At 57.1% G+C, this 23,137-nt stretch carries 18 protein-coding genes; 16 read left to right on the forward strand and 2 right to left on the reverse strand.

Features of this window, described 5'->3' with window-relative positions; translation table 11 throughout:
• Nucleotides 1-9: 9 nt before the first annotated feature.
• Together ABD796_RS33325 and ABD796_RS33330 are read left to right on the forward strand one after the other, a co-directional pair.
• A complete protein-coding gene (locus ABD796_RS33325; protein WP_344916688.1) occupies nt 10-1,842 on the forward strand; it encodes a right-handed parallel beta-helix repeat-containing protein in 1,833 nt (610 codons plus the stop codon).
• 154 nt (nt 1,843-1,996) lie between these two features.
• The gene (locus tag ABD796_RS33330) at nt 1,997-3,001 is read left to right on the forward strand and encodes a Gfo/Idh/MocA family protein (protein WP_344916690.1); all 1,005 of its coding nucleotides are present in this window, start codon (nt 1,997-1,999) and stop codon (nt 2,999-3,001) included.
• Nucleotides 3,002-3,121: 120 nt separating this feature from the next.
• On the opposite strand, the gene ABD796_RS33335 is transcribed toward ABD796_RS33330, so the two are convergent.
• Nucleotides 3,122-4,018, reverse strand: coding sequence for an AraC family transcriptional regulator (locus ABD796_RS33335; RefSeq protein ID WP_344916692.1), 897 nt, complete (start codon nt 4,016-4,018; stop codon nt 3,122-3,124).
• Nucleotides 4,019-4,247: 229 nt separating this feature from the next.
• Between ABD796_RS33335 and ABD796_RS33340 the strand changes: the two genes are divergently transcribed.
• From ABD796_RS33340 to ABD796_RS33390, 11 genes are all read left to right on the forward strand, one after another.
• Nucleotides 4,248-5,060, forward strand: coding sequence for a sugar phosphate isomerase/epimerase family protein (locus ABD796_RS33340; RefSeq protein ID WP_344916694.1), 813 nt, complete (start codon nt 4,248-4,250; stop codon nt 5,058-5,060).
• A 27-nt stretch (nt 5,061-5,087) separates the two neighbouring features.
• Entirely contained in the window at nt 5,088-6,038 is a 951-nt protein-coding gene (locus ABD796_RS33345) for a sugar phosphate isomerase family (protein ID WP_344916696.1), read from the forward strand.
• Nucleotides 6,039-6,085: 47 nt separating this feature from the next.
• Nucleotides 6,086-6,790: a PIG-L deacetylase family protein gene (locus tag ABD796_RS33350; protein ID WP_344916698.1), complete on the forward strand. Its 705-nt coding sequence runs from the start codon at nt 6,086-6,088 to the stop codon at nt 6,788-6,790.
• 28 nt (nt 6,791-6,818) lie between these two features.
• Nucleotides 6,819-7,844 (forward strand): Gfo/Idh/MocA family protein, encoded by a 1,026-nt coding sequence (locus ABD796_RS33355; RefSeq protein ID WP_344916700.1) that lies wholly within the window; start codon nt 6,819-6,821, stop codon nt 7,842-7,844.
• 282 nt (nt 7,845-8,126) lie between these two features.
• Nucleotides 8,127-9,581: a PTS mannitol transporter subunit IIBC gene (locus ABD796_RS33360; RefSeq protein WP_344916702.1), complete on the forward strand. Its 1,455-nt coding sequence runs from the start codon at nt 8,127-8,129 to the stop codon at nt 9,579-9,581.
• A 65-nt stretch (nt 9,582-9,646) separates the two neighbouring features.
• On the forward strand, nt 9,647-11,695 hold the full coding sequence (locus tag ABD796_RS33365) for a BglG family transcription antiterminator (RefSeq protein ID WP_344916704.1): 2,049 nt from the start codon (nt 9,647-9,649) through the stop codon (nt 11,693-11,695).
• A gap of 136 nt (nt 11,696-11,831) precedes the next feature.
• The gene (locus tag ABD796_RS33370) at nt 11,832-12,266 is read left to right on the forward strand and encodes a PTS mannitol transporter subunit IIA (RefSeq protein WP_344916706.1); all 435 of its coding nucleotides are present in this window, start codon (nt 11,832-11,834) and stop codon (nt 12,264-12,266) included.
• On the forward strand, nt 12,266-13,423 hold the full coding sequence (locus ABD796_RS33375; RefSeq protein ID WP_344917532.1) for a mannitol-1-phosphate 5-dehydrogenase: 1,158 nt from the start codon (nt 12,266-12,268) through the stop codon (nt 13,421-13,423). The genes ABD796_RS33370 and ABD796_RS33375 overlap by 1 nt, the downstream gene beginning before the upstream one ends.
• A gap of 15 nt (nt 13,424-13,438) precedes the next feature.
• Nucleotides 13,439-15,178 carry a phosphoenolpyruvate--protein phosphotransferase gene (gene ptsP / locus ABD796_RS33380; RefSeq protein ID WP_344916708.1) on the forward strand — a complete coding sequence of 580 codons (1,740 nt, stop codon included), beginning with the start codon at nt 13,439-13,441 and terminating at the stop codon, nt 15,176-15,178.
• Nucleotides 15,175-15,438, forward strand: a complete 264-nt coding sequence (locus ABD796_RS33385) for an HPr family phosphocarrier protein (RefSeq protein WP_344916710.1) — start codon at nt 15,175-15,177, stop codon at nt 15,436-15,438. Before ptsP ends, ABD796_RS33385 begins: the two co-directional genes overlap by 4 nt.
• A 248-nt stretch (nt 15,439-15,686) precedes the next feature.
• On the forward strand, nt 15,687-17,873 hold the full coding sequence (locus ABD796_RS33390) for a Sip1-related alpha-galactosidase (RefSeq protein ID WP_344916712.1): 2,187 nt from the start codon (nt 15,687-15,689) through the stop codon (nt 17,871-17,873).
• Nucleotides 17,874-17,891: 18 nt separating this feature from the next.
• Here ABD796_RS33390 and ABD796_RS33395 read toward each other — a convergent pair whose 3' ends face one another.
• The gene (locus ABD796_RS33395) at nt 17,892-18,788 is read right to left on the reverse strand and encodes an AraC family transcriptional regulator (RefSeq protein ID WP_344916714.1); all 897 of its coding nucleotides are present in this window, start codon (nt 18,786-18,788) and stop codon (nt 17,892-17,894) included.
• 198 nt (nt 18,789-18,986) lie between these two features.
• Here ABD796_RS33395 and ABD796_RS33400 point away from each other — a divergent pair, with 198 nt between their 5' ends.
• From ABD796_RS33400 to ABD796_RS33410, 3 genes are all read left to right on the forward strand, one after another.
• Nucleotides 18,987-20,318: an ABC transporter substrate-binding protein gene (locus ABD796_RS33400; RefSeq protein ID WP_344916716.1), complete on the forward strand. Its 1,332-nt coding sequence runs from the start codon at nt 18,987-18,989 to the stop codon at nt 20,316-20,318.
• A gap of 123 nt (nt 20,319-20,441) precedes the next feature.
• Entirely contained in the window at nt 20,442-21,518 is a 1,077-nt protein-coding gene (locus ABD796_RS33405) for a sialidase family protein (protein WP_344916718.1), read from the forward strand.
• 68 nt (nt 21,519-21,586) lie between these two features.
• The gene (locus ABD796_RS33410; protein ID WP_344916720.1) at nt 21,587-23,119 is read left to right on the forward strand and encodes an exo-alpha-sialidase; all 1,533 of its coding nucleotides are present in this window, start codon (nt 21,587-21,589) and stop codon (nt 23,117-23,119) included.
• The last annotated feature ends 18 nt before the right edge of the window (nt 23,120-23,137 follow it).

Consider the following 23,137-nt stretch of genomic DNA (forward strand, 5'->3'; position numbering starts at 1 on the left):
CTGAAGCTTGTGAAGAAAGAGTCGCTTGACACAGTTAAGGATGAACAGGTTCACGCAACCGGACACAGCCGGTTGACCAGGAGGAAGCTGCTGTCATACTTGGCTGCCGGGGGAGCCGCGACCCTTGCGGGGACAACCTTACTGAATCAGAATGTGGGCTTTGCCGAATGGAGGGGGACGGTCACCGAAAGCGTGTACGGACCCGGATCCATACCGCCTATCGGCAGCTTCATTGTCGATGTGACAGCCGCTCCTTACCATGCTTCCGGCGATGGCGCGACTGACGACACTTCGGCGATTCAAGCCGCTGCGACAGCCGCTGAGAACGGGATACTCGTCATACCGAAACCCGCAGTGAGCTACTTGATTTCGAGTACGATTGAACTGCCATCGAACATCATCGTGATCGGTATCGGCCATGCGACCATATGCTTGAAAGCGAACTCGAACTGCACGATGGTTCAACTCAACGGCAAGCAAAATGTGACCCTTACAGGGTTGACGTTAGACGGGAATCGGGAAAATCAATCGAGCGACAATAGCAATCCATTCGATATGGCCGAAAGCCACCATGCCATTAAAGTGATCAACTCCCGAAACGTGACGATTCGGGGGTGCAAGCTGACAAGCGCAAGCGGGGACGGAGCTGCGGTAGCCGGACAGTTTTATGTAGTAGGCGAGGCCAATCTAAACCGGCAAATTACGATTGTCGACAATGAAGTTCTAAATAACGGACGTAACGGGATTTCGATTATTCACGCCGACGGTGTGTGGATCAAAAATAATGACATTCACGGCCATCATGCATGGGTATCGACATTAGGGGCCGGGATCGATATAGAGCCGAATCGGGGCATCAATCCGGGCGAGCAATGGATCGTAAGAAACGTTGCCGTGGAAAACAACATCCTTCATGATAACAACGTAGGTGGGCAGATCATCGGGTGGGCCAATTCCGCCACTACGATCGTGGAGCACATTGCGTTCCGGCGCAACAGCATTTATCGCAATAATCACCGGACGGCAGCTGCCTCTTCCAAAGGACTGTACGTCAAGGAAATCAATAATTCCGCCGGCGGCAAGTACTCCGATATTGTAATAGCGGAAAACGATGTATACGAGAACGGGTTTGTCGACGGCAATCCCGTATCCAATACGATCGGCATTCATCTCGATAAATGCAATGTGCCCCTGTTTGTCCGGGATAATCGAATTAGCGGTTCGGGAATGGGAATCCAGCTCCACACCACTTCCAATGCAACGGTGCAAAAGAACCATATTTACAAGTTTGGAAATGCTCAGGGCGGAAGCGGAATTACGTTGTACGCAACCGAATCGTCTTACTTGCTGGACAATCGAATCCATTCCCCTACGGCGCTAAACAATTTTTCCAGAGGGATTTCCATAACGGCGTTAACGGTACAGCAAGTGTCCCGCAACCTGATCGTGACGGGCAATATCATTGGCGATTCGTCCAACACGATCAACGCGTCGATCGGGATGACCAGCAATAATGCAGGGTGGCCCGTTTTCTCCGGTTTCGTGCTTGATCGAAACGTCCTGTCGGGTTACGTGAGTCTTCCTGTCAAATGCACGAACTGCTCGCTCCCGGCCATATCGAGTTTTATCGGAAAACAGGTGTTGAACGGGATTCAGTCCCACTATATTGTGGCAAATGACCAGTTTGTTCCTTATTATGCGGAGTCTTCCCTCTATGGCCCTTCGTCGGAGAGACCCGTAACAGGCCGGTACGTTTCGATGTCGTGGTTTGACAGTACGCTCGGCAAACCGATCTGGTGGAACGGCAGTGCTTGGATCGATGCCGCTGGCACTTTGGTTTGATAGGCAAATGCAAAATTTCCGAGAGATTTTCTAAAGCTTTCGATTGCCGGGCTGTATATGATAGGGAGAGCGGACCGGGCAGGCTGGGACGCAAATACCGCAAACGGACAACATGATGCGAAGTCTAGCGATGGGGGAAAGAAAGGTGGAGCGGATGAACGAAAGAAAGATTCGATTTGCGGTTGTCGGCTGCGGGGGCATATCGTTCAGCCATTTTATCGGCATCGAGCGGGCCCTGGAGGCGGAGCTGGCGGCTGTCTGCGACGCAGACGGGAAGCGAGCGGAGGAGTACGGAGCAAAATACGGGGTGACGGCCTACACCGATTACGAAAGGCTGCTCGCCGACCCGGACATCGACGTCGTCTGCCTGTGTACGCCGAGCGGGCTGCACGCGGAGCAAACGATCCGGGCCGCCGAGGCGGGCAAGCATGTCGTAAGCGAAAAACCGCTGGCGATCCGGCTGGAGGACGCTGACCGGATGATTGAAGCCTGCGATATGTTCGGCGTCAAGCTGGCGACGATCTTCCCGCGGCGCATGTCGCCGTCGACGCGTTTCGTGAAGCAGCTATTGGCGGACGGCCGTCTCGGCAAGCTTAGCCTGTGCTCGGGCTATGTCAAATTTTACCGAGACCAAGCGTACTACGACAGCGCCGGCTGGCGCGGGACCTGGGCGGTAGACGGAGGCGGGGCGATGATGAATCAGGGCATCCATACGGTCGATTTGCTCCAGTGGTTTGCCGGTCCCGTACGGTCGCTGCACGGCTATGCCGTGAATGTGCTGCGCGATATCGAGGTGGAGGATACAGCGGTCGTTTCGATGCAGTTCCAGTCCGGCGCGCTCGGATCCATCGAAGCGACGACGACGGCCTATCGGCAGCCGGACCACCGCATCGTGCTGCATGGCGATAAAGGAACGGTCGAGCTGACCGGGGATGCGATCACCGCGCTGGACCTCGTCGGGGATACGCTCGCTATTCCCGAATTCGAGCCGTTTGCCGTCGTGCCGGACGGACACGCCGCGCAGCTTCGCGATATGGCGCTCGCCGTACTGCATGACCGCCAGCCTGCCGTGACCGGAAGGGACGGCAAGCATTCGCTTGAAATCATTTTGGGCACGTACGAATCGCAGCGGAGCCATCGCGAAATTTTGTTTGGGTAAGAACGAGTGTTCTGGAGGAGCTGTCGTCCATTAGCAAGCCTCCGCCTTTCACCGGTTCCGGTGGAGGCGGAGGCTTTTTGCCATGCGCGCGATCGGGCGGCGTTGGCGGCAAAGCGTTTTTTATTTGGTGACGCGCGTGTAGCCGCCGGAAAGCGTTTTCGCATATTCCGAAGGAGTCATGTCGATCGTCTTTTTGAAGTGACGGGAGAAGTAGTGGACGCTGCTGTAGCCGAGCAGCTCCGAAATTTCGGTCAAGTTGTAGACGTCCTCGCGGATCAATTGCTTGGCCCGGTCGATTTTCAGCCGGTTCATATATTCGATTACCCCGCAGCCGACGCGTTTCTTGAACATGATACTGAGCTGCGTCCTTCCGATGGCGAAATGATCGCACAAGTCGTCGAGCGTCAAGTTGTCCCCCAGATGCTCGTTCATGTAGCTGATCACCGGGTCGGCGGTTTCGCTTTCCCGGTTCATCCGGGGTATGGGAGGGGTGGACGTTTTATCGGTATCGTGCCCGGAGCGGATCAGGTGGATCAGCAGCGTCTCCAGGTGCGCCTTGAACAGCTGCTCGCTGCCGAATGGCGCGCCCTCCCGCGGGTACAAGATGCGGCCGCTGTTGATCGGGCTCGGTCCGAAGGCGTTCCAGCCCTCCTCCATCAGCAGGGCGAGCACTGTTTTTTCTTTCTCGCGCAATCGAAACAGCTTGTTGCTCAGGAAAAACGCCATCGGCTCCGACTCGCATTCGAAGGTGACGATGAAGATGTTCGGCGATATTTTCCCGTTGCTCTTGGGACTGTGAAATTCGTTCGGCTCATGGAACAGCAGGTCGCCCTGCTTGAGGTTGAAATGACCGTAGTCGGTGTCGATCTCGATCTCGCCTTTGTCCACGTAGAGGATTTCCCAGAAATCGTGTTTCTCGCCCGCATACTTGTACGTTTTGGACAGCTCGAAATAATAGCACGAGATTAGCTTGCGAATGTGGATGTCTTCGCGGATTTCATAACGCGGGAATCGCATGGTCGGGAATCCCCTCTCTGTTCGAAAACTTATTTGTTCATTTCAACGCAAAGGGAGAAATTCCTTTCTCTCGACGTCCCGTAATCACGTTAAGGCGGAAAATGCAAATTTTTCGAACGATTTTGCAAATGGGGATGCAAAAAAGACGTGTCATCGTCTAAAGATCGGCCGCCCGTTCCACGTTATGATTACGTTGCTTGCAGTTACTCGAAGAAACGGAGGCGTAACGATGGAGATCGGCGTCGTCAATCTATTGAAAAATAACGGCCATTGCTTCGAGCATGTCAGCAGCTTCGGCTTGAACGTTTGCCAGCTGATCGGCTGGAACCCGGAGCTGTGCACGCAGGCAATCGCGGACAATGTCCTTCGCGAAACGCAAAATCACGGTGTCCGCCTGAGCGCCATGTGGGGCTGGGTAGCCGGACCCGGCCAATGGAATTTCACAGAAGGACCGCTAACGCTCGGTCTCGTGCCGGAGGCATACCGCGAGGAACGGGTGGAGACTTTGAAACGCTGGGCGGATTTTGCCAAACAAGTGAAGGCTCCCGCGCTTGTGACGCATTGCGGGTTCATTCCGGAAAATATGACCGATCCGAACTATTCGGGTGTCGTGGACGCGATCCGCGAAGTCGCGCAATATTGCGAAGCACTCGGACTCGGCTTCTGGTTCGAGACCGGGCAGGAAACGCCAGTTGTGCTGCTGCGGACGATCGAACGCGTCGGCACGTCCAATCTGGGCATCAATCTCGACCCGGCCAATCTGATCCTGTACGGGAAAGGCAATCCGATCGATGCGCTGGACGTCATCGGCCCTTACGTCCGCAACGTGCATGTGAAGGATGGGCTGTACCCGACGAACGGCGAGCTGCTCGGCAAAGAGACGCTGGTCGGCACCGGCAAGGTGAATTTCCCCGCCTTTCTGGCCAGGCTGCGCGAAATCGGCTATGAGGGCGAGCTGATTATCGAGCGGGAAATCGCCGGCGAGGAGCAGGCGCGGGATATTCGCATGACGATCGACAATTTGAAGCGCTGGTTGGCTTGACCGGCCGGTTGAAGGAGGAGGGGCAGAATGAATCTGCTTACGACGCTTGAAGGCTCGCTGATGGAACGCTTTTTTCCGGCCGGCTGGGATTTGGCGAAAATCGATCGCTGCGCGGGTTTGCCGCCGCAGGAAGCGCTGAAGCGCGAGCCGCATTGGCACGAAAGTTTCCAGTCGGTGTCGTGTACGAGCTTGGAGCAGTTCGACACGTTCATGGGGCATGAAATCGCCCTGCTGATCAAGAACACGCGGGAGCGGGGCGAGAAGCTGGCGCTTATTTTGCCGGTAGGGCCGATGGGGATGTACAAATGGACGGTCTTCTTCCTGAAAGCCTGGAACGTCGACGCCTCCCATGTGTACGGGTTCAATATGGACGAATGGAGCGATGCCGAAGGCAACACGCTGCCGGCCTCGAATCCCGGGGCGTTTCAATACGCGATGGAGCACAGCTTCTACGACTTGCTCGGCGAGCTGACCGTCCCCGAATCGCAGCGCAACTTTGCGACCAAGGCGAATTTGCCGTCCTATGCCGACAAAATTGCCCGGCTGAAAAGCGAAGGGGCCAAGCTTGCCGTCGTGTACGGCATCGGCCGCGTGTTCCATATCGCTTTCTGGGAGCCGCATTTTGCCGGCGAGTACGATAGCGAAGCGCAGTGGAGTGCTGCCACGCACCGGATCGGGGCCAGATTGCACCCGCTTACGATCGAGCAGAACGCGATCACGAGCTTCAAGAGCCGGACGACGCTTGTGCCGTGCTACGCCAACACCGTCGGTCCCGGACTGTTCCTGCAAGCCGACTATGCGATCGGCGGGGCGGACGGAGCGCTCGGCCGCGGCATGATGTGGCAAGGGATGTCGCTGCTCGTAACGCTGAAGTATGGTCCCGACCCGTGGGTGCCGTCGAGCTTCATGCCGACCCTTCCCGGGAAGCTGTTTTTCCTGAACGAGCTGGCCGGACCGCTCGAGCCCGAACTGAACTGAAGCATGCGGAATACGAGCGGCACATTGCGAAGAGAGGGAGAATACGCATGAATATTTTAGCGGTGGGCGCCCATCCCGACGATATCGAAATATCCTGCGCGGGAACGCTGTCCAAGCTGAAGCAAGCCGGCCATCATATCGTGCTGTGCCACGCCTGCAAAGGCGATAAGGGGCATTATACGATACCGCCCGAGGAGCTGACGGACATTCGCCGCAACGAGGCGCAGGCGGCCGGGGCGGTCATCGGCTGCGAGGTCGTATCGCTCGGCTTCGGCGACGGGGAGATCATCGCGGAAAACCAGGAGAACCGGATGGCGTTTATCGACCTCGTCCGTTACGCCAAGCCGGACATTGTTATTACGCATGCGCCGAACGACTATATGCCGGATCATATCGCGGTCAGTCAGCTCGTGTTTCATGCGACGTTTTTCGCTACGCTGCCGTGGTTCAAGACGAGCAACCCGGCTGCCGATCGGGTGCCCGCTCTTTACTACATGGACAATTTGTCCGGTCTCGGCTTCGAGCCGACGTTTTACGTCGACGTAACCGACCACTTGGAGACGAAGCTGGACATGCTGAGCAAGCATCAAAGCCAGCTTGTCTGGCTGAAGGAGCACGACGGCGTCGATATCGTCGACTTTGTCCGAACGCTCGGCAAGACGCGAGGCATTCAAGCCGGCTGCGCAATAGCGGAAGGGTTCGTTCAGCATCTCGTCTGGACGAGGCCGAACGCGATCCGTTTCCCGGTTTAGACGAGAACCGATACGAGGAGAGAACAGTATGCTGAAGGTAGGCTTGGTCGGGCTCGGCTTTATGGGCCGAACGCATCTGACGAATTACAAACGGCTGGAGGCGGAAGGGTTCCCGCTCCGCTTGACCGCCATTTGCGATACGGACAAGAACAAGTTTCAGGGCGTTTTCGTCGAAGGCAATATCCCGGTTGCGGGCGAAGGGCCGGACTTGTCCGGGTACCGCCACTATACCGACTTCGAGCAGATGCTGGCGGAGGAGGAGCTCGATTTCATCGATATCGCGATGCCGACTTACCTGCACGCGGACATGACGGTCAAGGCGTTCGAAAAAGGGCTTCACGTCCTGTGCGAGAAGCCGATGGCGCTCGGTACCGAGGAAGCCCGCCGTATGGTGGAGGCGCAGCAGCGGAGCGGCAAGAAGCTGATGATTGCCCATGTGCTGCGGTTTTGGCCCGAATACGAATATTTGCGGGACACGGTTGCCAGCGGCCGCTACGGCAACGTCTTGTCCGCTCATTTTTTTCGCGGCGGCCATCCGCCGAAATGGACGCATAACGACTGGATGGTGCGCAAGGAAACGAGCGGCGGCGGGTTATTCGACCTGCATATCCACGATATCGACATGATCAACTGGCTGTTCGGCAAGCCGGATGCGGTGTCGGCGTTCGCGCGGGACGTGCTGCCGGGAAGCTCGTTCGACATCATTTCCGCGAATTACGTGTATCCGGACCGGAAAATCGTCAGCTCGCAATGCGATCGGTCGCTGACCGGGGAGTTCGGCTTCGAGATGGCGTTCCGGGTCAATTTCGAAGGAGGCAACCTCGTGTACGAGAAACGCGTGCTGCGCGACAATCCGCGGGACGGCAAAGGCTTCTCCCCGCAGCTTCCCGAAGATTCCGGCTATTATCGAGAAATCAAATATTGCGCCGAAGCGATCCTGCATGACCGGCCGATTGAGCGGGTCACTCCGCTGGAGGCGCTGACGACGCTGGCGATTGCCGAAGCGGAGGGGCGGTCGGCCGAAGCGGGCGGAACGCTCGTGGACATCGCTTAAGCGAGCGATGGAGTTTCGCTTTAGTAGATAAGTCGCTGCCCAGTGTGGACAAGAATGCACCCTTTAGAACGGATATCGGAAACCTCTTATGGTTCATCCGATAAGTTCTATGGGGTGCTTTTTAATTTCGTTTGAAGGAAGCGCTACCAACCGTTATTGGAGTAGGAGAAAAAAATGTTGTCAACAATATTGATGACGAAAAGCGATTTTGAGTCGATTGATGGTGAAAGCGTTATTGCCTTACGATAGAAACATGAAACGATACAAAGGAGGTCATTCTAAATGAATACAGCTGCTACACAGAAACCAACTTCTGCGGCCGGAGTGAAGGTTAACGTACAACGCTTCGGACGTTTTTTAAGCGGCATGGTCATGCCCAATATCGGCGCTTTTATCGCCTGGGGGCTCATTACGGCCCTGTTTATCCCGACCGGCTGGATTCCGAATGAGCAGCTGGCTAAGCTCGTCGATCCGATTATTACGTACCTGCTTCCGGTGCTGATCGGCTATACGGGCGGGACGATGATTCACGGCACCCGCGGAGGCGTTATCGCGGCGGTCATGACAATGGGCGTCATCGTCGGAACGGATATCCCGATGTTCCTTGGCGCCATGATCGTGGGTCCGTTTGCGGCATGGGTGCTGAAGAAATTCGACAAGCTGGTGGAAGGCAAGGTTAAATCAGGTTTTGAAATGCTTGTCAATAATTTCTCCTCGGGGATAATAGGCGGCCTTCTGGCAGTCGTCGCCTATACCGTGGTCGGTCCCGCGGTTCAAGTCGTCAGCAAGGCGCTTGCAGCAGGCGTGCAGGTGTTCGTGAATGCCGGGCTGCTGCCGCTTGCGAACATCCTTATCGAGCCTGGAAAAATTTTGTTCCTGAACAATGCAATCAATCACGGGGTACTCAGTCCGATTGCGCTGGATCAGGCGTCCAAGACAGGAAAATCGATTCTGTTCATGCTGGAATCGAACCCGGGCCCCGGACTCGGCGTACTGCTCGCTTACTGGCTCGTCGGCCGCGGCTCGGCGAAGCTGTCCGCTCCTGGCGCAGCTATTATTCACTTCTTCGGCGGAATTCATGAAATTTATTTCCCCTATATTCTGATGAATCCGCGCCTCATTCTCGCCGTGATCGCGGGCGGCGTGACGGGGACGTTCACTTTTTCCCTGTTCCAGGCCGGATTGGTGGCATCCCCCTCGCCGGGCAGCATCTTCGCTTATATGGCGATGGCGCCTAAGGGCGGAATGCTATCGATCTTTACCGGAGTCATTTCCGCCACGATCGCGTCCTTCCTCGTTGCAGCGCTGCTGCTGAAGACGAGCAAGCAGGCCGAGGAGACCGGAGATCTGGAGGCGGCCGCAGTCCGGATGAAGCAGATGAAGGAAGCGCCGATGCAAGTCCCTGCCGCTAGTGCAGTGGAAGCGATGAGTGCGTTGGCGGTACATCCAGTCCAAACCGCTTCCCGGGTAGAGAAGATCGTCTTCTCCTGCGATGCCGGGATGGGTTCGAGTGCGATGGGCGCTTCGATTTTGCGGAAGAAAATGAAAGAAGCCGGCGTCGGCGTCACCGTAGTCAATACTGCGATCAGCGAGATTCCCGGTGATGCCGATATCGTCATCACGCATAAATCGCTGACCGACCGGGCGCGCGCTCAGGCTCCTCAAGCCGAGCATATCTCGATCGATAATTTCATGAAGAGCCCGGAATATGACGCCTTGGTAAAGCGCTTGAGCTGACTTATCCGCGATGACGCTGGCGCACTGCCGCGTCATCTCCATTTTGGTTATAAGGAGTAAAGTGCATGAGCCTGACCCACAGGCAGCGTCAAATTCTGGAGTTGCTGCTCGGTCGCCCGGAGGAAGATGTCACGGCAGGTCAAATAGCGGAAGAAATCAGCGTCAGCACGCGAACGGTCCACCGGGAGCTGACGGAGCTGGAGACGACTCTGTCAGGATCGGGGCTGACGCTTCAGAAGAAATCGGGCAAGGGCATTCATCTGGAAGGCCCGGCAGATCGGCTGGAAGCGTTCCGATTCATGCTCCGGGGAATTACGGCAGTCGAATATTCCGCAGAGGAGCGGAGGGTACTCATCCTCTGCATGCTGCTGGAGAAGGAGGAGCCGATCAAGCTGTTCGCCTTGGGGCATGAGCTTCAGGTAACGATTCCGACCATCACGCACGATCTGGACGATCTGGAGCCGGCTGTGCGCCGTTCCGATCTGATTCTGGTCCGACGCCGCGGCTACGGCGTAGGTCTGAACGGCAGCGAAGCCAATAAGCGAAAGCTGATCTCCGCACTTGCCCGCGAAGGGCTGGACGAATCAGAATTATTTGGCAAATCGGATGGGGTACGGTCGCTTGTAACGGCGAAGCTGCTGGAACTGAGCGGCAAAGCGTATTTCCACGAAGTGGAGGACGTCCTCTGGCAGGCAGAGGAAGCCGGGCTGAAGGAGCTGTCCGACAAGGCTTACACCGACCTGCTCCTGGATATCTCGATCGCTGTGGCTCGTTTCCTGCTGGGTCGGCGAATTGAATTACGCGCGGTCAATGGCGGCGCCGTCCGGCAGAGCGAGCTGTTAACCGGCATCGCTGTCCAGCTATCCCGGCGGCTTCCATGGGAACTGCCGGCGGCGGAGCTGGCGCATATCGCCGGTCTGCTGGAAGCGGGCGCAGGAGCCGATCCGAATCAGCTGCTGCCGCTCGAGGAACTGGAGTATATGGACATTGCGTGGCGGCTGATCCGGCAGATGGAAGCACGGTGCGGCAGCGGCTTTACCGAGGATCGCTCTCTGCGGGACGGACTGCTGGCGCATCTCGAGTCGGCGTTGAAGCGGCTGCAAAGCGGCTTGACTATCCGCAATCCGCTGCTGGCGCAAATTCGCAAAGATTACGACACGCTGTTTGAAGACGTACGTCTCGCCGTTAATGAAACGATCACGGATCTAGCGATACCGGACGAAGAGATCGGCTTTCTCGTCATGCATTTCGGAGCTTCGATGGAACGGCAAAAGCAGTTCCGCCGCAACGTGCGGGCGATTCTCGTCTGTACTAGCGGGATCGGCACGTCCAAGATGCTGGCGGTCCGCTTGACCAAAGAGCTGCCTCAAATCGACATCGTCGGGAACGCCTCTTGGTTCGAAGCTTCCCGGATTCCGCCAACGGAATATGATCTCATCATCTCCACGGTGGAACTGCCCCTGAGCGTGGACAAATATATCAAGCTGAGCCCGCTACTGACCAAGGAAGAGGCCGAACGACTGAGGCTGTTTATCCAGAATGTCACGCTCGGTCAGGAGGAGACGGAGTCTGAAGGACAAGAGCCGCCGGAAGAGCCTGCTGCTGCGAGCCGATTGCACCGAATCCGGCTGTATGTGAACGAAATCGTCTCCATCCTCGATCACTTCGCCGTATACCGGCTGGACGAGCGTTTTGACCATTTGGAGGACGCGCTCCATGCTTTCTGCCGCTGTATAGCGCCTACGGGAACGATCGAAGCGGCGGAGCCCATCGTGCGTCTGCTGCAGGAGCGGGAGCGGCAGAGCAGCCAAATTATCCCGGATACGGACTTGGCGCTCTTTCATATTCGTAGCGGAGAGGTGCGTCGCCCCTCGATCACGTTGTTCCGGCTGTCCGTTGATTTGCCGCTCGACCGTTCTGCGCCATCCGGCGTCCGGCAGGTGCTGCTGATGCTGGGTCCGAAGCAGCTGTCGAAGGAGAGCCTAGAGGTGCTTAGCGAGATCAGCTCCTTCCTCCTGCTGCCCGAGATGATCCGGCTTTTGCGCGAAGGCAGCCAGGAGCAGATTAAGCAATTTTTGTCCCAAGAGCTGGCTGCGTTCCTGGAAGACCGGTAGCCTGCAGCCGCACGTTGTCAAGGATTTGCGTATTTCAGAATAGGTATTTCAATAAAGCCCTTTCCGCATGGTTTAAGCTGGGGCGCAATCTTGCGGAAGAGTAACATACAAATCGGAAAATAGGGAGAGGAACCATATGAGTATCCTATCTGCGAATAAAGTGAAGCTGCATGCACAACCGAAGGATAAATTCGAAGCGATCCGGCTGGCCGGCCAATTGCTTGTCGACGCGGGCCATGCAGCGCCCGGCTACATCGATAAAATGATCGAGCGCGAGCAAACGTTGTCCACTTACATGGGCAACGGTCTGGCGATTCCGCACGGGACGCAGGACTCCAAGCCGTTGATCGTCTCCACTGGTCTGTCTGTCGTACAAATTCCGGGCGGCGTCGACTTCGGAGATGACGAGAAAGCGCAGATTGTGATCGGGATTGCAGCGGCGGGCAGTGAGCATCTGGACATACTGACCCAGGTGGCGATGTTCTTCTCCGAGGACGAAAACATCGATCGGATCATGGGCGCTTCCACACCCGAAGAGCTGGTGGATATTCTCCAAGGAGGAATGGAATGATGAGATCGCTGCACTTCGGCGCAGGGAATATCGGGCGCGGTTTCATCGGGCTGATATTGTCGCAGGCGGGCTACGAGGTCTGTTTTTCCGACGTAAACAGCGATTTGGTTCGCCTGCTGCAGGAGAAGCGGGCCTACACGGTACGGTTGGCGAATGCGGAGCAGCAGACGTTCCGGGTGGAGCATGTGACGGCGATCCACGGCAATCAGCTGGAGGCCGTTGCCGAGGCGGTGGCGCAGGCGGATATCGTGACGACGGCTGTCGGTGTGGGCGTTCTCAAGCATATCGCCGAAGGGATCGCCCGGGGGCTGGAGCTTCGTCTGGAACGCGGCGGCGCTCCGCTGCAGCTGATTGCCTGCGAGAATGCGATCGGCGGCAGCACGCAGCTGAAGGAGCGGGTGTTCGCTCATCTGAGCGGGGAGACGCTGGAGCGGGTAAACCGGATGGCGGTCTTTCCCGATGCCGCCGTCGACCGGATCGTACCGATCCAGCACAACGAGGATCCGCTGGAGGTTCGGGTGGAGCCGTTCTACGAATGGGTCGTAGACGAATCGCAACTGTTTCCCGGCTTCCGCCGTATCGAGGGAATCCACTATGTCGACCGACTCGAGCCTTATATCGAACGGAAGCTGTTCACCGTCAATACGGGACATTGCGCGGCCGCTTATTTCGGCTACCTCCGTGGCATAGCCACGATTCAGGAAACGTTGGCGGATGCGGAGTTGCGTCGTCGGGTGCGTGGCGTCATGGAGGAGACCGGCGCGTTGCTCATCGACAAATACGGCTTCGATGCCGCGGAGCATGCCCGGTATATCGATAAGATTTTGGAACGTTTCGTGAATCCGTACCTCACGGACGAAGTGGCCCGCGTGGGCCGTTCGCCGATCCGCAAGCTGTCGGCGGACGATCGGCTCGTCCGTCCCGCGCTGCAAGCGTTCGAACGGGGCCTTCCGGTAGAAGGACTCGTTTGGGCGATGGCGGCTGCGCTGCATTTTGACCATGCATCCGATCCTGAGGCGGCGAACATCCAGGCGGATTTGGCGAATCTGGGACTTAGCCGGACCATTGCCAACTATACGTCGATCGAGCCCTCGCATCCGCTGCACGAGGCAATCCGGCAAGCTTACGAGGCGATTACGGCCGCCGCTTCATCTTGAGAAGGAGGGATTCCTATGGCTAGCATGGCAGCCTGGCAGTTAGCCGGCATTGGCGCTTCGCCCGGCATTGCGATCGCCAAAGCGTGTCGCTTGCAAGAAGAACATTACGTGCCCGCTCCTGATAAGGCGGCAGACGCTTCGATCGAATCCGCACGCTTCCGGCAAGCGGTAGAGGAAGCGCGGACCGAACTCGAGCGGATTCGGCGGCAAACCGAGGAGCGGATGGGCGCGGCGAAGGCTGAAATATTCGAAGCGCATCTACTGCTGCTGGACGATCCGGATCTAATAGATGCCGTTATCGATAAAATCGAACAGGAAGGTGTGACGGCGTCCTTCGCGCTTTACGAGGTATCCCATTTTTTCATCGAGGCGTTGAACGCAATGGACGACGAGCTCCTGAGGGAGCGGGCGTCCGACGTCCGCGATGTGGCCGGCCGCATCATGAGCCGTTTGCGTGGAGTCTCCTATGCCGCCGTGTCCGCGATTACCGAGCCCTGTGTGCTGATTGCCCGCGACTTAACGCCGTCGGATACCGCTCAACTGCAACCGGGTATCGTACTCGGCTTCGTCACAGAGGTCGGCAGCCGTACCTCCCATTCGGCAATCATGGCGCGCTCGCTGGAGTTGCCGGCCATCGTCGGCGTCGGCGAAGCGCTGGCGAACGTGAATACAGGCTCGTGGATCGTTATGGATGCTTCCGAAGGCGTCGTCCTCGTCGATCCGTCGGAGGCGGAGCTTGCCTTGTATCAGGCGCGCAAGGCGGCCTACGAGCAGCGCCGGGCCGAGCTGCGCCGGCTGATCGACCAGCCGACTTATTCGCGCGACGGCCACCGCGTGGAACTGGCTGCGAATATCGGCAGCGTTGAGGATCTGCAGAAGGTACTTGAGAATGGTGCCGAAGGCGTCGGTCTGTTTCGCACCGAGTTTCTGTACATGGGACGCAACACGCTCCCGAGTGAAGAGGAGCAGTTCCGCGTGTATAAACATGTGCTGGAGCGGATGAACGACAAGCCTGTCGTCATACGTACGCTCGACATCGGCGGAGACAAAGAATTGCCGTACATGAAGCTGCCGTCCGAAAGCAATCCGTTTCTCGGCCTGCGGGCCGTACGGCTCTGCCTCAGCCAGCCGGAATTGTTCCGCACTCAGCTGCGGGCGCTGCTGCGGGCGAGCGTGTTCGGTCAGTTGAAGATCATGTTCCCGATGATCGCGGTAGTCGAAGAGCTGCGGGAAGCGAAGCGTCTGCTCGAAGAAGAGAAGGCGAAGCTCGCGGGGGAACAGATCGCCGTGTCGGATCGGATCGAGATCGGCATCATGATCGAGGTGCCCGCCGCCGCGCTCGCGGCCGACGAGCTGGCGAAGGAAGCGGACTTTTTCAGCATCGGTACCAATGATCTTATCCAATATACGATGGCGGCCGACCGGATGAACGAAAACGTGTCCTACTTGTACCAGCCGTGTCACCCGTCGATTCTTCGGCTCGTACGCATGGTCATTCAGGCTGCGGAACGGGAAGGCAGATGGGTCGGCATGTGCGGCGAGATGGCTGGCGACGAGACGGCGATTCCGCTGCTGCTCGGTCTGGGCCTGCATGAATTCAGCATGAGCGCGGGCTCGATCTTGCCGGCGCGGGCACTGATCCAGCGGCTGTCGCGCCGCGAATGGATCGACTTTGCGGATCAAGCACTGTCTCTCGGCAGCCATCAACGCATTCGGGAGTTCGTACAACAGAAGACAGGGAGCGAAGAGACATGATAACAGAAACCTATACGGTATCCAATCCGTCTGGCTTTCACGCGCGTCCGACCAAGGTGTTCGTACAGACGGCGAGCGCCTTCCCGGCGAAAATTCAAGTGAGCAAGGGCGGCAAGAAAGTGAACGGGAAAAGCTCGCTCAGCATGCTGACCCTCGGCATACAGAAAAATGACGAAGTGACGCTGGAGATAGACGGCGAGCAGGAGGAGCAGGCGCTTCAGGCGCTCGGCGAGCTGCTGACGAAGATTTTTGAGGAGTAAGCATGGATTTTTCAGGTTATAGCTTAGAAAAGATCGCTTCTCTCATCCGGCTCTCTTGGCCGGGAGATTGGCGATCTTTTCTTATGTTCTGACAGGTGGCGGCGAGCAGCAAAATAGTTCAATCGGAACGAAACATCGTACTATTGTACGTTTCCCTCATAGCGGATAAGGTTAAGTTGTCGACGATTCACACCGCAATTGCGTGAAACTAATAAGATTTTTTGAGGCAAAAGGGAGACTACACCGACATGTTCGTTTTCGATCAAGAAACATCGTCCATCCGGTTCGACGGCGATCCGTCCATCGTATTGCGCAGTATCCGCATCCGTGCGGAATTGGCAGGCGAAGGCGAAATCGAGCTTTTGCCGATCCGCACGGATCCGCACCACACGGAAGACGGGAACGGGAGAGGAGCATTGTCTTCCGAATTCCGGATCCGCTACGGGGATAAGCACGGCACGCTTTTCGCTTCGCTGCTTCTGGAACGGCGGGGGAAGTTCCTGTCGGTGCGCGTGAAAGCCGAAATCCCCAACGCTACGGCGTATCATGCCCAGCGGACTTTTGCCGCAGACGGAGCGATTCGAATCGGAATCGGTCGGCTCGACGGGCTGCAGGGCGTGCTGGCATCGTCCAGACACAAGGAATGGTGGACGCGTCCGCATTTCGATCCGGATTTGCGCCGTCTGCCGCCCCGGACCCAGTCGCTTTTGTGGAAAACGGACAGCGGGTACGGCTATATGCTTCCCCTTTGCGACGAACGGTTTCGGACCGATCTGAGCGGGTCGGAGGATGGGTTGGCCGTGCTCGTTTCTCCCGGAGAAACCGGGCACGAACGCATCGATACGGTCGCTTTCGTTTTAGGCGCGGACACCGACCCGTATCGGCTCGCGGAGGAGAGCGCCGTTGAAGGATTCGCTTCGCGGGGGGCCGGCGGAAGCGCCAGGGAGGGCAAAGCTTACCCGGCCTTATTGGACTATGCAGGCTGGTGCAGCTGGGACGCCTTCTATGCGGACGTGGATGAGCAAGGACTTCTAGACAAGGCCGATGAGCTGAACCGGCTGGGACTTCCCGTCCGCTGGTTCATGATCGACGACGGCTGGTCAGACGTCCGGGAGCGGAAGCTTTACGGCTTCGGAGCGGACAAGGAGAAATTCCCCGGAGGGCTGGCAGGCGCCGTCCGCCGCTTGAAGGAGGAGCACGGCATTCGCTGGGTAGGGGCGTGGCACAATATGGCCGGCTATTGGGGCGGAATCGATCCGGAGGGAGAAGCTTTCGCCGAGACGCGGCAGTACGTGCACCGGACGCGAAGCGGTAGATGGCTGCCTCATCCCGATCCGGGGCTGAACTTCGGCTTTTGGCAGACGTGGCATTCTTCTTTGAGGCGGCAAGGAATCGATTTCGTCAAGGTGGACAATCAAAGCTCGCTGTATGCGTATTTCGGCGGGGAGCAGTCGATCGCCCGCATAGCCCATTCCGCGCATGCCGGACTCGAAGCGTCGGTCGCCTTGCATTTTGACGGCTGCATGATCAACTGCATGGGCATGGCGTCGGAAAACGTATGGCATCGACCGCTGTCTTCCGTTTCCCGCAGCAGCAACGACTTTTTGCCCAAAATCCATGACGGCTTCAAGGAGCATGCGCTGCAAAACGCCTACAATTCCGTGTACCACGGCGCTTTTTATTGGGGCGATTGGGATATGTTCTGGACCGGACATCACGATGCGATGCCCCATATGACGCTGCGCGCGGTCAGCGGGGGACCCCTCTATTTCAGCGACGGCTTGGGGCGCACCAACCCGGACATCATCCGGCCGCTTATATACAGCGACGGCAAAATCGTTCGTTGCCGGACAATCGGACGACCGACGGAGGAATGGCTTACCGTCAATCCGCATAAGACGGCACGGGCATTCAAAGTATGGAACCAGGCGGGCGAGGCCGGGGTTGTCGCCGCATTCCATGCCTATGACGGCGATGAGGACGTGGAGGGGTGTATAGGTCCGGGCGACGTGCCGTACTTGAGCGGCAAGGCCTTCATCGCGTACGATTCGTTCCGTAAGAAAGCGTACCGTCTGCGAACGGACGAAACCGTTCCCCTTCGGCTTTCGCGATTCGAAGCGGCTTTGTTCCTGATTGTGCCCGCAACCAGGCCGTTTACCGCTATCGGGCTTACCGACAAGCTTGTCGCTTCCGATGCCGTACTGGAGACGGAACATGGGGGAAGCGCGGTTAAGGTGCTTCTCAAGGATGGCGGCGTCTTCTCGTTCGTCTCCGAGCGGAAGCCGACCCAAGCATTCGTGGACGAACTGCCCGCAGCTGTCGAAGAAGCGGACGGTGAGGTCGGCTTATATACGGTCGTTTGCCCGGTGAAAACGTCGGAGGCGGCCAAAGACAACCCGGTAACGATGGTAACGGAAGTTCGGATCGAGTTTTGAGGGACGACGCTCGGGACCCTACTTCTCGATCCGCAAGGAATGCGTCGAAGCGGCGCTGCAGCTCTGGCGGTATTCGTTGGGCGTCATGCCGACAAGCAGCTTGAATACGCGAATGAAATAGCTGCTTCCTTCGAAGCCGGTATCGCGGGCGATCGTCTCGATTGTTTTGCGGGTTTGGCTGAGCAGGGCGGACGCTTTCTCAATGCGGACTTTGCGCAAATATTGCATCGGCTGCAGGCCGGTTTTCATATGAAACGTGCGGCAGAAATGATACCGGGACATGCCGGCGCTGGCGGCCAATTCTTCCAGCGTGAGCGGCAGGGCGTATTGGGACTGCATCAGTTGGATGGATCGGCGGATCGGCTCGGGCGTATGTTCCATCTGGACGACCTTGCGTCCTTCGGCGATTCGCTGCATTTCCATGACGAACCGGTACAGCTCCGACGAGATGGCGAATTTGTCGAAGTCCCGATTATTGTAAATATGGGCGTACAGTCTGCTTATGCATAACATCGGTTCGGGGTGGTCCTGGAACGAAATGACGGGTCCAAACAGCTGGATGAGCGAGTTCCAGTGGCGAATCGCATCCTCGCCCTGAACGGCGATGAATAGAAACTCCCAGTTTCCGTCATTCTCGTCGAAGTAGTAGACGTGATCGCCCGGAACGGTGCATAGAAAACCGCAATCTTTCGGTACGACGTACTCCCGGTTCCGATAACGGATGACGCCTTGGCCGGACAAGGTGAATTGAAAAACGGCTCCGTCTTCGGCCTGCCGCTTCAAGCCGTCCCACCGGTACGAGGAAGAATCGACGTACTCCCAGCCGATGGCGATCAGGCGAAGGCTGTCCGACATCGGGGTCAAATACCGTGTATAGAACGACTGACGTTCCAACGGTTCATGAGGGAAGCGCAAAATAATGCACCCTTTTCGAAATTTCGTTGTATTGTTAAGAACCATTGTAACGGATATTCTGGATATAGCAATGATAATCTCCACAAAATGAAACCGCTTCCTTGATGCGGAGGCGCAAACGGTTCAAGAAACGGCAAAATAGTGTTATTGCATGAGACAATACCGCAACGAATATCGGGGGCAACTAGGAAAGGTAGGATGAATATGAACAAAAAAAGCTCGATAATGCTGATCGCCGGCTCGCTGCTGCTGGCCGCATGCTCGGACGGAGGAGGGCAGGCCCAAGTCGGCAACAAGGCGGGGACGGACGAGAATAAAGAAACGGTCGTCAGTAAGGAACCGGTCGAGCTAGTGTTTTACGACGGGGTATCGGACTACACGGAAGAGCGGTTTATGAAGGAGATCGGCGAGCCGATCAAGAAGAAATTCCCGAACGTAACGCCGAAATTTTCTCCGTACACGAAGCTTACGCAAGTGCAGGACTTGATCTCGGCAGGCCAGGCGCCCGATATTATTTTCGCATCGAGCGGAATGTTTAACGACGTTATCAACAAGTACAGCATGCAAACCGATATTATGCCGCTCGTTCAAAAGTACAAATACGATTTGACCAAAATCGATCCGGTGTCGGTCGACATGATGAAGGAAATTTCCAAAGGAGGGATGTATGCGCTTCCGACCCTGATGTCGCCGTCGCCGATTTACTACAACAAAGACATTTTCGACAAGTTCGGGGTGCCTTACCCGAAAGACAACATGACATGGGACGACTTGTATGACCTCGCGAAGAAGGTGACCCGCAAGGACGGCAATCAGCAATATTACGGCTTTATGGTATCGTTCCAGCATTTGATGGTGCGTAACCAATTCTCGCTCAATATGGTCGATCCGGCGACGGAGACGTCGTCGTTTGCTGACGCGAAGTGGAATAAGATGACGTCGAACATTTCCCGCTTCTACGAGCTGGACGGCGTTCAGCCGAATCAGCAGAAGCTGGGAGCCGCCCAGCAGCGAGTCATGTTTACGAAGGAAAAGTCGCTGGCCATGTGGATGCCCGTCAGCACGCTGCTGACCGGACAGGAACTGGAAGGCATGAATTGGGACATGGCGCAATTCCCCGAATTCAAAGAGCTGCCGGGGGTAGGTCCGCAGCCGTACCCGATTTCCTTCTACATCACGACGACGAACAAGCATCGGGACCAATCGTTCGAGGTAATCGCTTATTTGGCTTCCGAGGAGTACCAGCTGCCGATGGTGAAGCAGGGCCAGTTCCCGACCGCGTTGACGAACGAGACGCTGCGCAATTCGTTCGGACAGGAGACCGCCATGTATAAAGGGAAAAACGTTAAAGCAATGCTGCCCGGCAAATACGCGAAGGCGTCCGCGTTCACGAAGTTCAACAACTTGGCGCGCAACCAGCTGCAAGGGGCGCTGGAAGCAAATGTCCTGCAGAAGCAGGATTTGAACACAGCGCTGCGCGAAGCGGAGGAGAAGGCGAATAACGCGATCAAAGCGGAGAAGGCCAAGTAGATCAGCAGACCAGGCAGACCAGGCAGACCGAGTAAAGTCCTGTTCGCGTTTACGTCAATGCGCGGGCCTTATCGGCCCCGGTCTGGCGCGAAGCACAACGCAGGTTGAAGAGGAGCGGCACTTATGACCATTAAACCAATCCGACATATTGTCGTGTACAAGGATGAGCAGTACAATACGTTTCCGAGTGTCGTGCAAAACAAAGACGGCGGGTTCGTCGCCGCATTCCGGCAAGCGCCCGACCGTCTCGATACGTATGGACTCGAGCACATCGACCCGTCGTCCAAAGCGGCGATTGTCGTATCCCGGGACGGAACCGGATGGAGCGGCCAACCTTCCGTGCTGTACGACGATTTTTTTTGCGGCGTGCAGGATCCTTGCTTGAACGTTCTTCGGGATGGCACGTTATTGGCAACGCTGTTCATGTGGAAAGTCGCGGACCGTGCCGATGCGGAGGATCGAGCCGATTATACCCATCCGGTCTTCGACAAGTGGATAGCCAAACCGGTGGGCAGTTATACGGTGCGTTCGACAGACGGGGGGCAAACCTGGGACCGTCCGGTTGCCGTCGGAATCGAGAACGTATTTATTCGCGGCAACTGCGTCGAGACGGATGACGGAGCCTTGCTGGCTCCGTTCTACGGTCATGCGGACGGCTTATGGCGCGTTGTGGTAGGGAGAACGGACGATCTCGGCAAAACATGGTCGGTACATGCCGAGATCGCTCCCGAGGAAGGCTACGGTTTTTTCGAACCGAACTTATACCGCACGCCGTCCGGTAAGCTGGTCCTGTTCACCCGCTGCCACAAAAGCAAGCCCGAGCCGGGGGACGGTCAAGCGGCTTTTCCGCTCGTGACGGCCGAATCGGCTGACGGAGGGCTTACTTGGAGCCGCCCGGTCCGGCATCCGATTTATTCGCCGAGCCCTTTTCATGCGCTCCGGCTTGCGGACGGGAGGGTGCTTCTTAGCTACGGCTACCGGTTCCGCCCATTCGGCATCCGGGCTCTCGTCCTGAATGCCGAATGCGAGGGGGTGGAGCAGGCGGAAGAGGTGGTGCTTCGCGAGGACGGACACGGCTCGGATATCGGCTACACGAGCGCCGTTCAACTGGAAGACGGCCGCGTGCTCGTCATGTACTACTATTCCGAGCCGGGCGAACGGCACCGGTATATCGCGGGAACGATTCTGGAAGTTCAATGAATAAGCTCGAACCGTACGCTCATGTATTGACCGGGTATCTAAATCGGAATAAACGAGGAGGAATCGGAATGAAGGCGGCTTTCATGCAACGGGTTTCGTTTGTCGCGGCTGCGGTTTCGTTATGGTTATTCGTTGTTCTTCTTACTCCCGCAGGTACGGCGCTCGCCGAGGTGCGGCATACGAACTTATCCGACGTTACGGTAGCGGGGGCCTCGGGCAGCCTCCAGCCGTATTTTCCCGATATCGTCAAAGCGGGCAACGGCGATCTGCTCGTCGTCTACTACTGGTCCGACAGCCATGTCGGCGGCAACGGCAAAATCATGATGAAGCGGAGCACGGACGGTGGAGCTACTTGGGGCGCGGCGCAAACGGTAATTGACACAACCTACGACGACCGCGATCCTTCGATTGCCGCTTTGGCGGACGGGACGCTTCTCGTCTCGTGGTTCACCTACAACGGGGGACCGATCGATGTCCGGGTTATCCGCAGTACGGATAACGGAGCCACTTGGGGGAGTACGGTCACGGTAGGGACGAACATGCCGTGGGCGGCGACTTCGTCCAAAATCATCGAGCTGTCGAACGGCGATCTGCTTATCCCGCTATACGGCCCCGGCTCCGGCAATCAGCAAGCTACCGTCGTGCGGAGCACCGATCAAGGGGCGACATGGCCGTCCTCGTCGGAAACGGTCATGGGCTATTCGTACGGCAGCCATCTGGTGGAACAGGCGATCGCCGAACTGGAGAACGGACACATTCGCGGGCTCATTCGGGCATCATCCGCGGACAATCTGGCTTACGAAGCGAATTCTTACGATTATGGCGTCTCGTGGGATCCTCCCGTCAAGCTGGATGTCAAAATGCACGCCCCGGAGCTGTTCCGTATTCCCGGAGACGATCGAATATTCCAAGCGTGGAGCGAATATCAGCACCCGATCGGCGGCCGTCCGGTCGTGGTTAGGATGGGTCATCTGGGAGAAGCTTGGAACGCTTCGCAAAGCCGGCTGTTGTACTCGAACAAGCAAACGTCCGATATGGGCTATTCATCCACCGTTTTGTTGGAGGACGACGTTTTGTTTACCGTCTATTACGATTCGCAGAAGCAGACGATTGGCGGCACGTATTCCAAGATCGGCGATTTCGAAGGGGATTTCGGCGTCAAGATGGATTTGGCGGGAATGGTCCGGTCTTCCGCGATTACGGTGACGACGGATATGCAATATACGGACCCGAACAATCCGGCGACCGGTCCGCAAGGAGCGCTGGACGGGAACATCGCGTACGGCAGCTCGGCATTCAAAAATGCGGCGGCGACAGCCGGTTCCCCATCGACGTACAAGATCGATTTGCAGGGCAGCCATACGATCCGCGCTTTAGGCGTTTTGCTGAAGGTAGGCTATGCGGAAACCGCGGACGTGAAAGTGTCGCCGGATGGAATCCACTGGGAAACCGTACAAACGTATGCGAACGCGAACATGAGTCACGTCGATTATAAATATTTCGATTCCGGCATTCCGATCCGGTATGTTCAAGTAACGGTAACGGCGTCGTCGGGATGGGCCGGACTAAACGAAATCCAACTGTTTGAGCTTGTTCCTTGAGAACGGCAGGAAGGCGGA

The organism is Paenibacillus hodogayensis (genome assembly GCF_039536325.1).
Lineage (GTDB): Bacteria > Bacillota > Bacilli > Paenibacillales > NBRC-103111 > Paenibacillus_AB > Paenibacillus_AB hodogayensis.

What these genes read in the sequence shown, in the direction of transcription:
- ABD796_RS33330 (WP_344916690.1), top strand. Translation starts at nt 1,997, where the DNA reads ATGAACGAAAGAAAGATTCGATTTGCGGTTGTCGGCTGCGGGGGCATA.
- ABD796_RS33335 (WP_344916692.1), bottom strand. Translation starts at nt 4,018, where the DNA reads ATGCGATTCCCGCGTTATGAAATCCGCGAAGACATCCACATTCGCAAG.
- ABD796_RS33340 (WP_344916694.1), top strand. Translation starts at nt 4,248, where the DNA reads ATGGAGATCGGCGTCGTCAATCTATTGAAAAATAACGGCCATTGCTTC.
- ABD796_RS33345 (WP_344916696.1), top strand. Translation starts at nt 5,088, where the DNA reads ATGAATCTGCTTACGACGCTTGAAGGCTCGCTGATGGAACGCTTTTTT.
- ABD796_RS33350 (WP_344916698.1), top strand. Translation starts at nt 6,086, where the DNA reads ATGAATATTTTAGCGGTGGGCGCCCATCCCGACGATATCGAAATATCC.
- ABD796_RS33355 (WP_344916700.1), top strand. Translation starts at nt 6,819, where the DNA reads ATGCTGAAGGTAGGCTTGGTCGGGCTCGGCTTTATGGGCCGAACGCAT.
- ABD796_RS33360 (WP_344916702.1), top strand. Translation starts at nt 8,127, where the DNA reads ATGAATACAGCTGCTACACAGAAACCAACTTCTGCGGCCGGAGTGAAG.
- ABD796_RS33365 (WP_344916704.1), top strand. Translation starts at nt 9,647, where the DNA reads ATGAGCCTGACCCACAGGCAGCGTCAAATTCTGGAGTTGCTGCTCGGT.
- ABD796_RS33370 (WP_344916706.1), top strand. Translation starts at nt 11,832, where the DNA reads ATGAGTATCCTATCTGCGAATAAAGTGAAGCTGCATGCACAACCGAAG.
- ABD796_RS33375 (WP_344917532.1), top strand. Translation starts at nt 12,266, where the DNA reads ATGAGATCGCTGCACTTCGGCGCAGGGAATATCGGGCGCGGTTTCATC.
- ptsP (WP_344916708.1), top strand. Translation starts at nt 13,439, where the DNA reads ATGGCTAGCATGGCAGCCTGGCAGTTAGCCGGCATTGGCGCTTCGCCC.
- ABD796_RS33385 (WP_344916710.1), top strand. Translation starts at nt 15,175, where the DNA reads ATGATAACAGAAACCTATACGGTATCCAATCCGTCTGGCTTTCACGCG.
- ABD796_RS33390 (WP_344916712.1), top strand. Translation starts at nt 15,687, where the DNA reads ATGTTCGTTTTCGATCAAGAAACATCGTCCATCCGGTTCGACGGCGAT.
- ABD796_RS33400 (WP_344916716.1), top strand. Translation starts at nt 18,987, where the DNA reads ATGAATATGAACAAAAAAAGCTCGATAATGCTGATCGCCGGCTCGCTG.
- ABD796_RS33405 (WP_344916718.1), top strand. Translation starts at nt 20,442, where the DNA reads ATGACCATTAAACCAATCCGACATATTGTCGTGTACAAGGATGAGCAG.
- ABD796_RS33410 (WP_344916720.1), top strand. Translation starts at nt 21,587, where the DNA reads ATGAAGGCGGCTTTCATGCAACGGGTTTCGTTTGTCGCGGCTGCGGTT.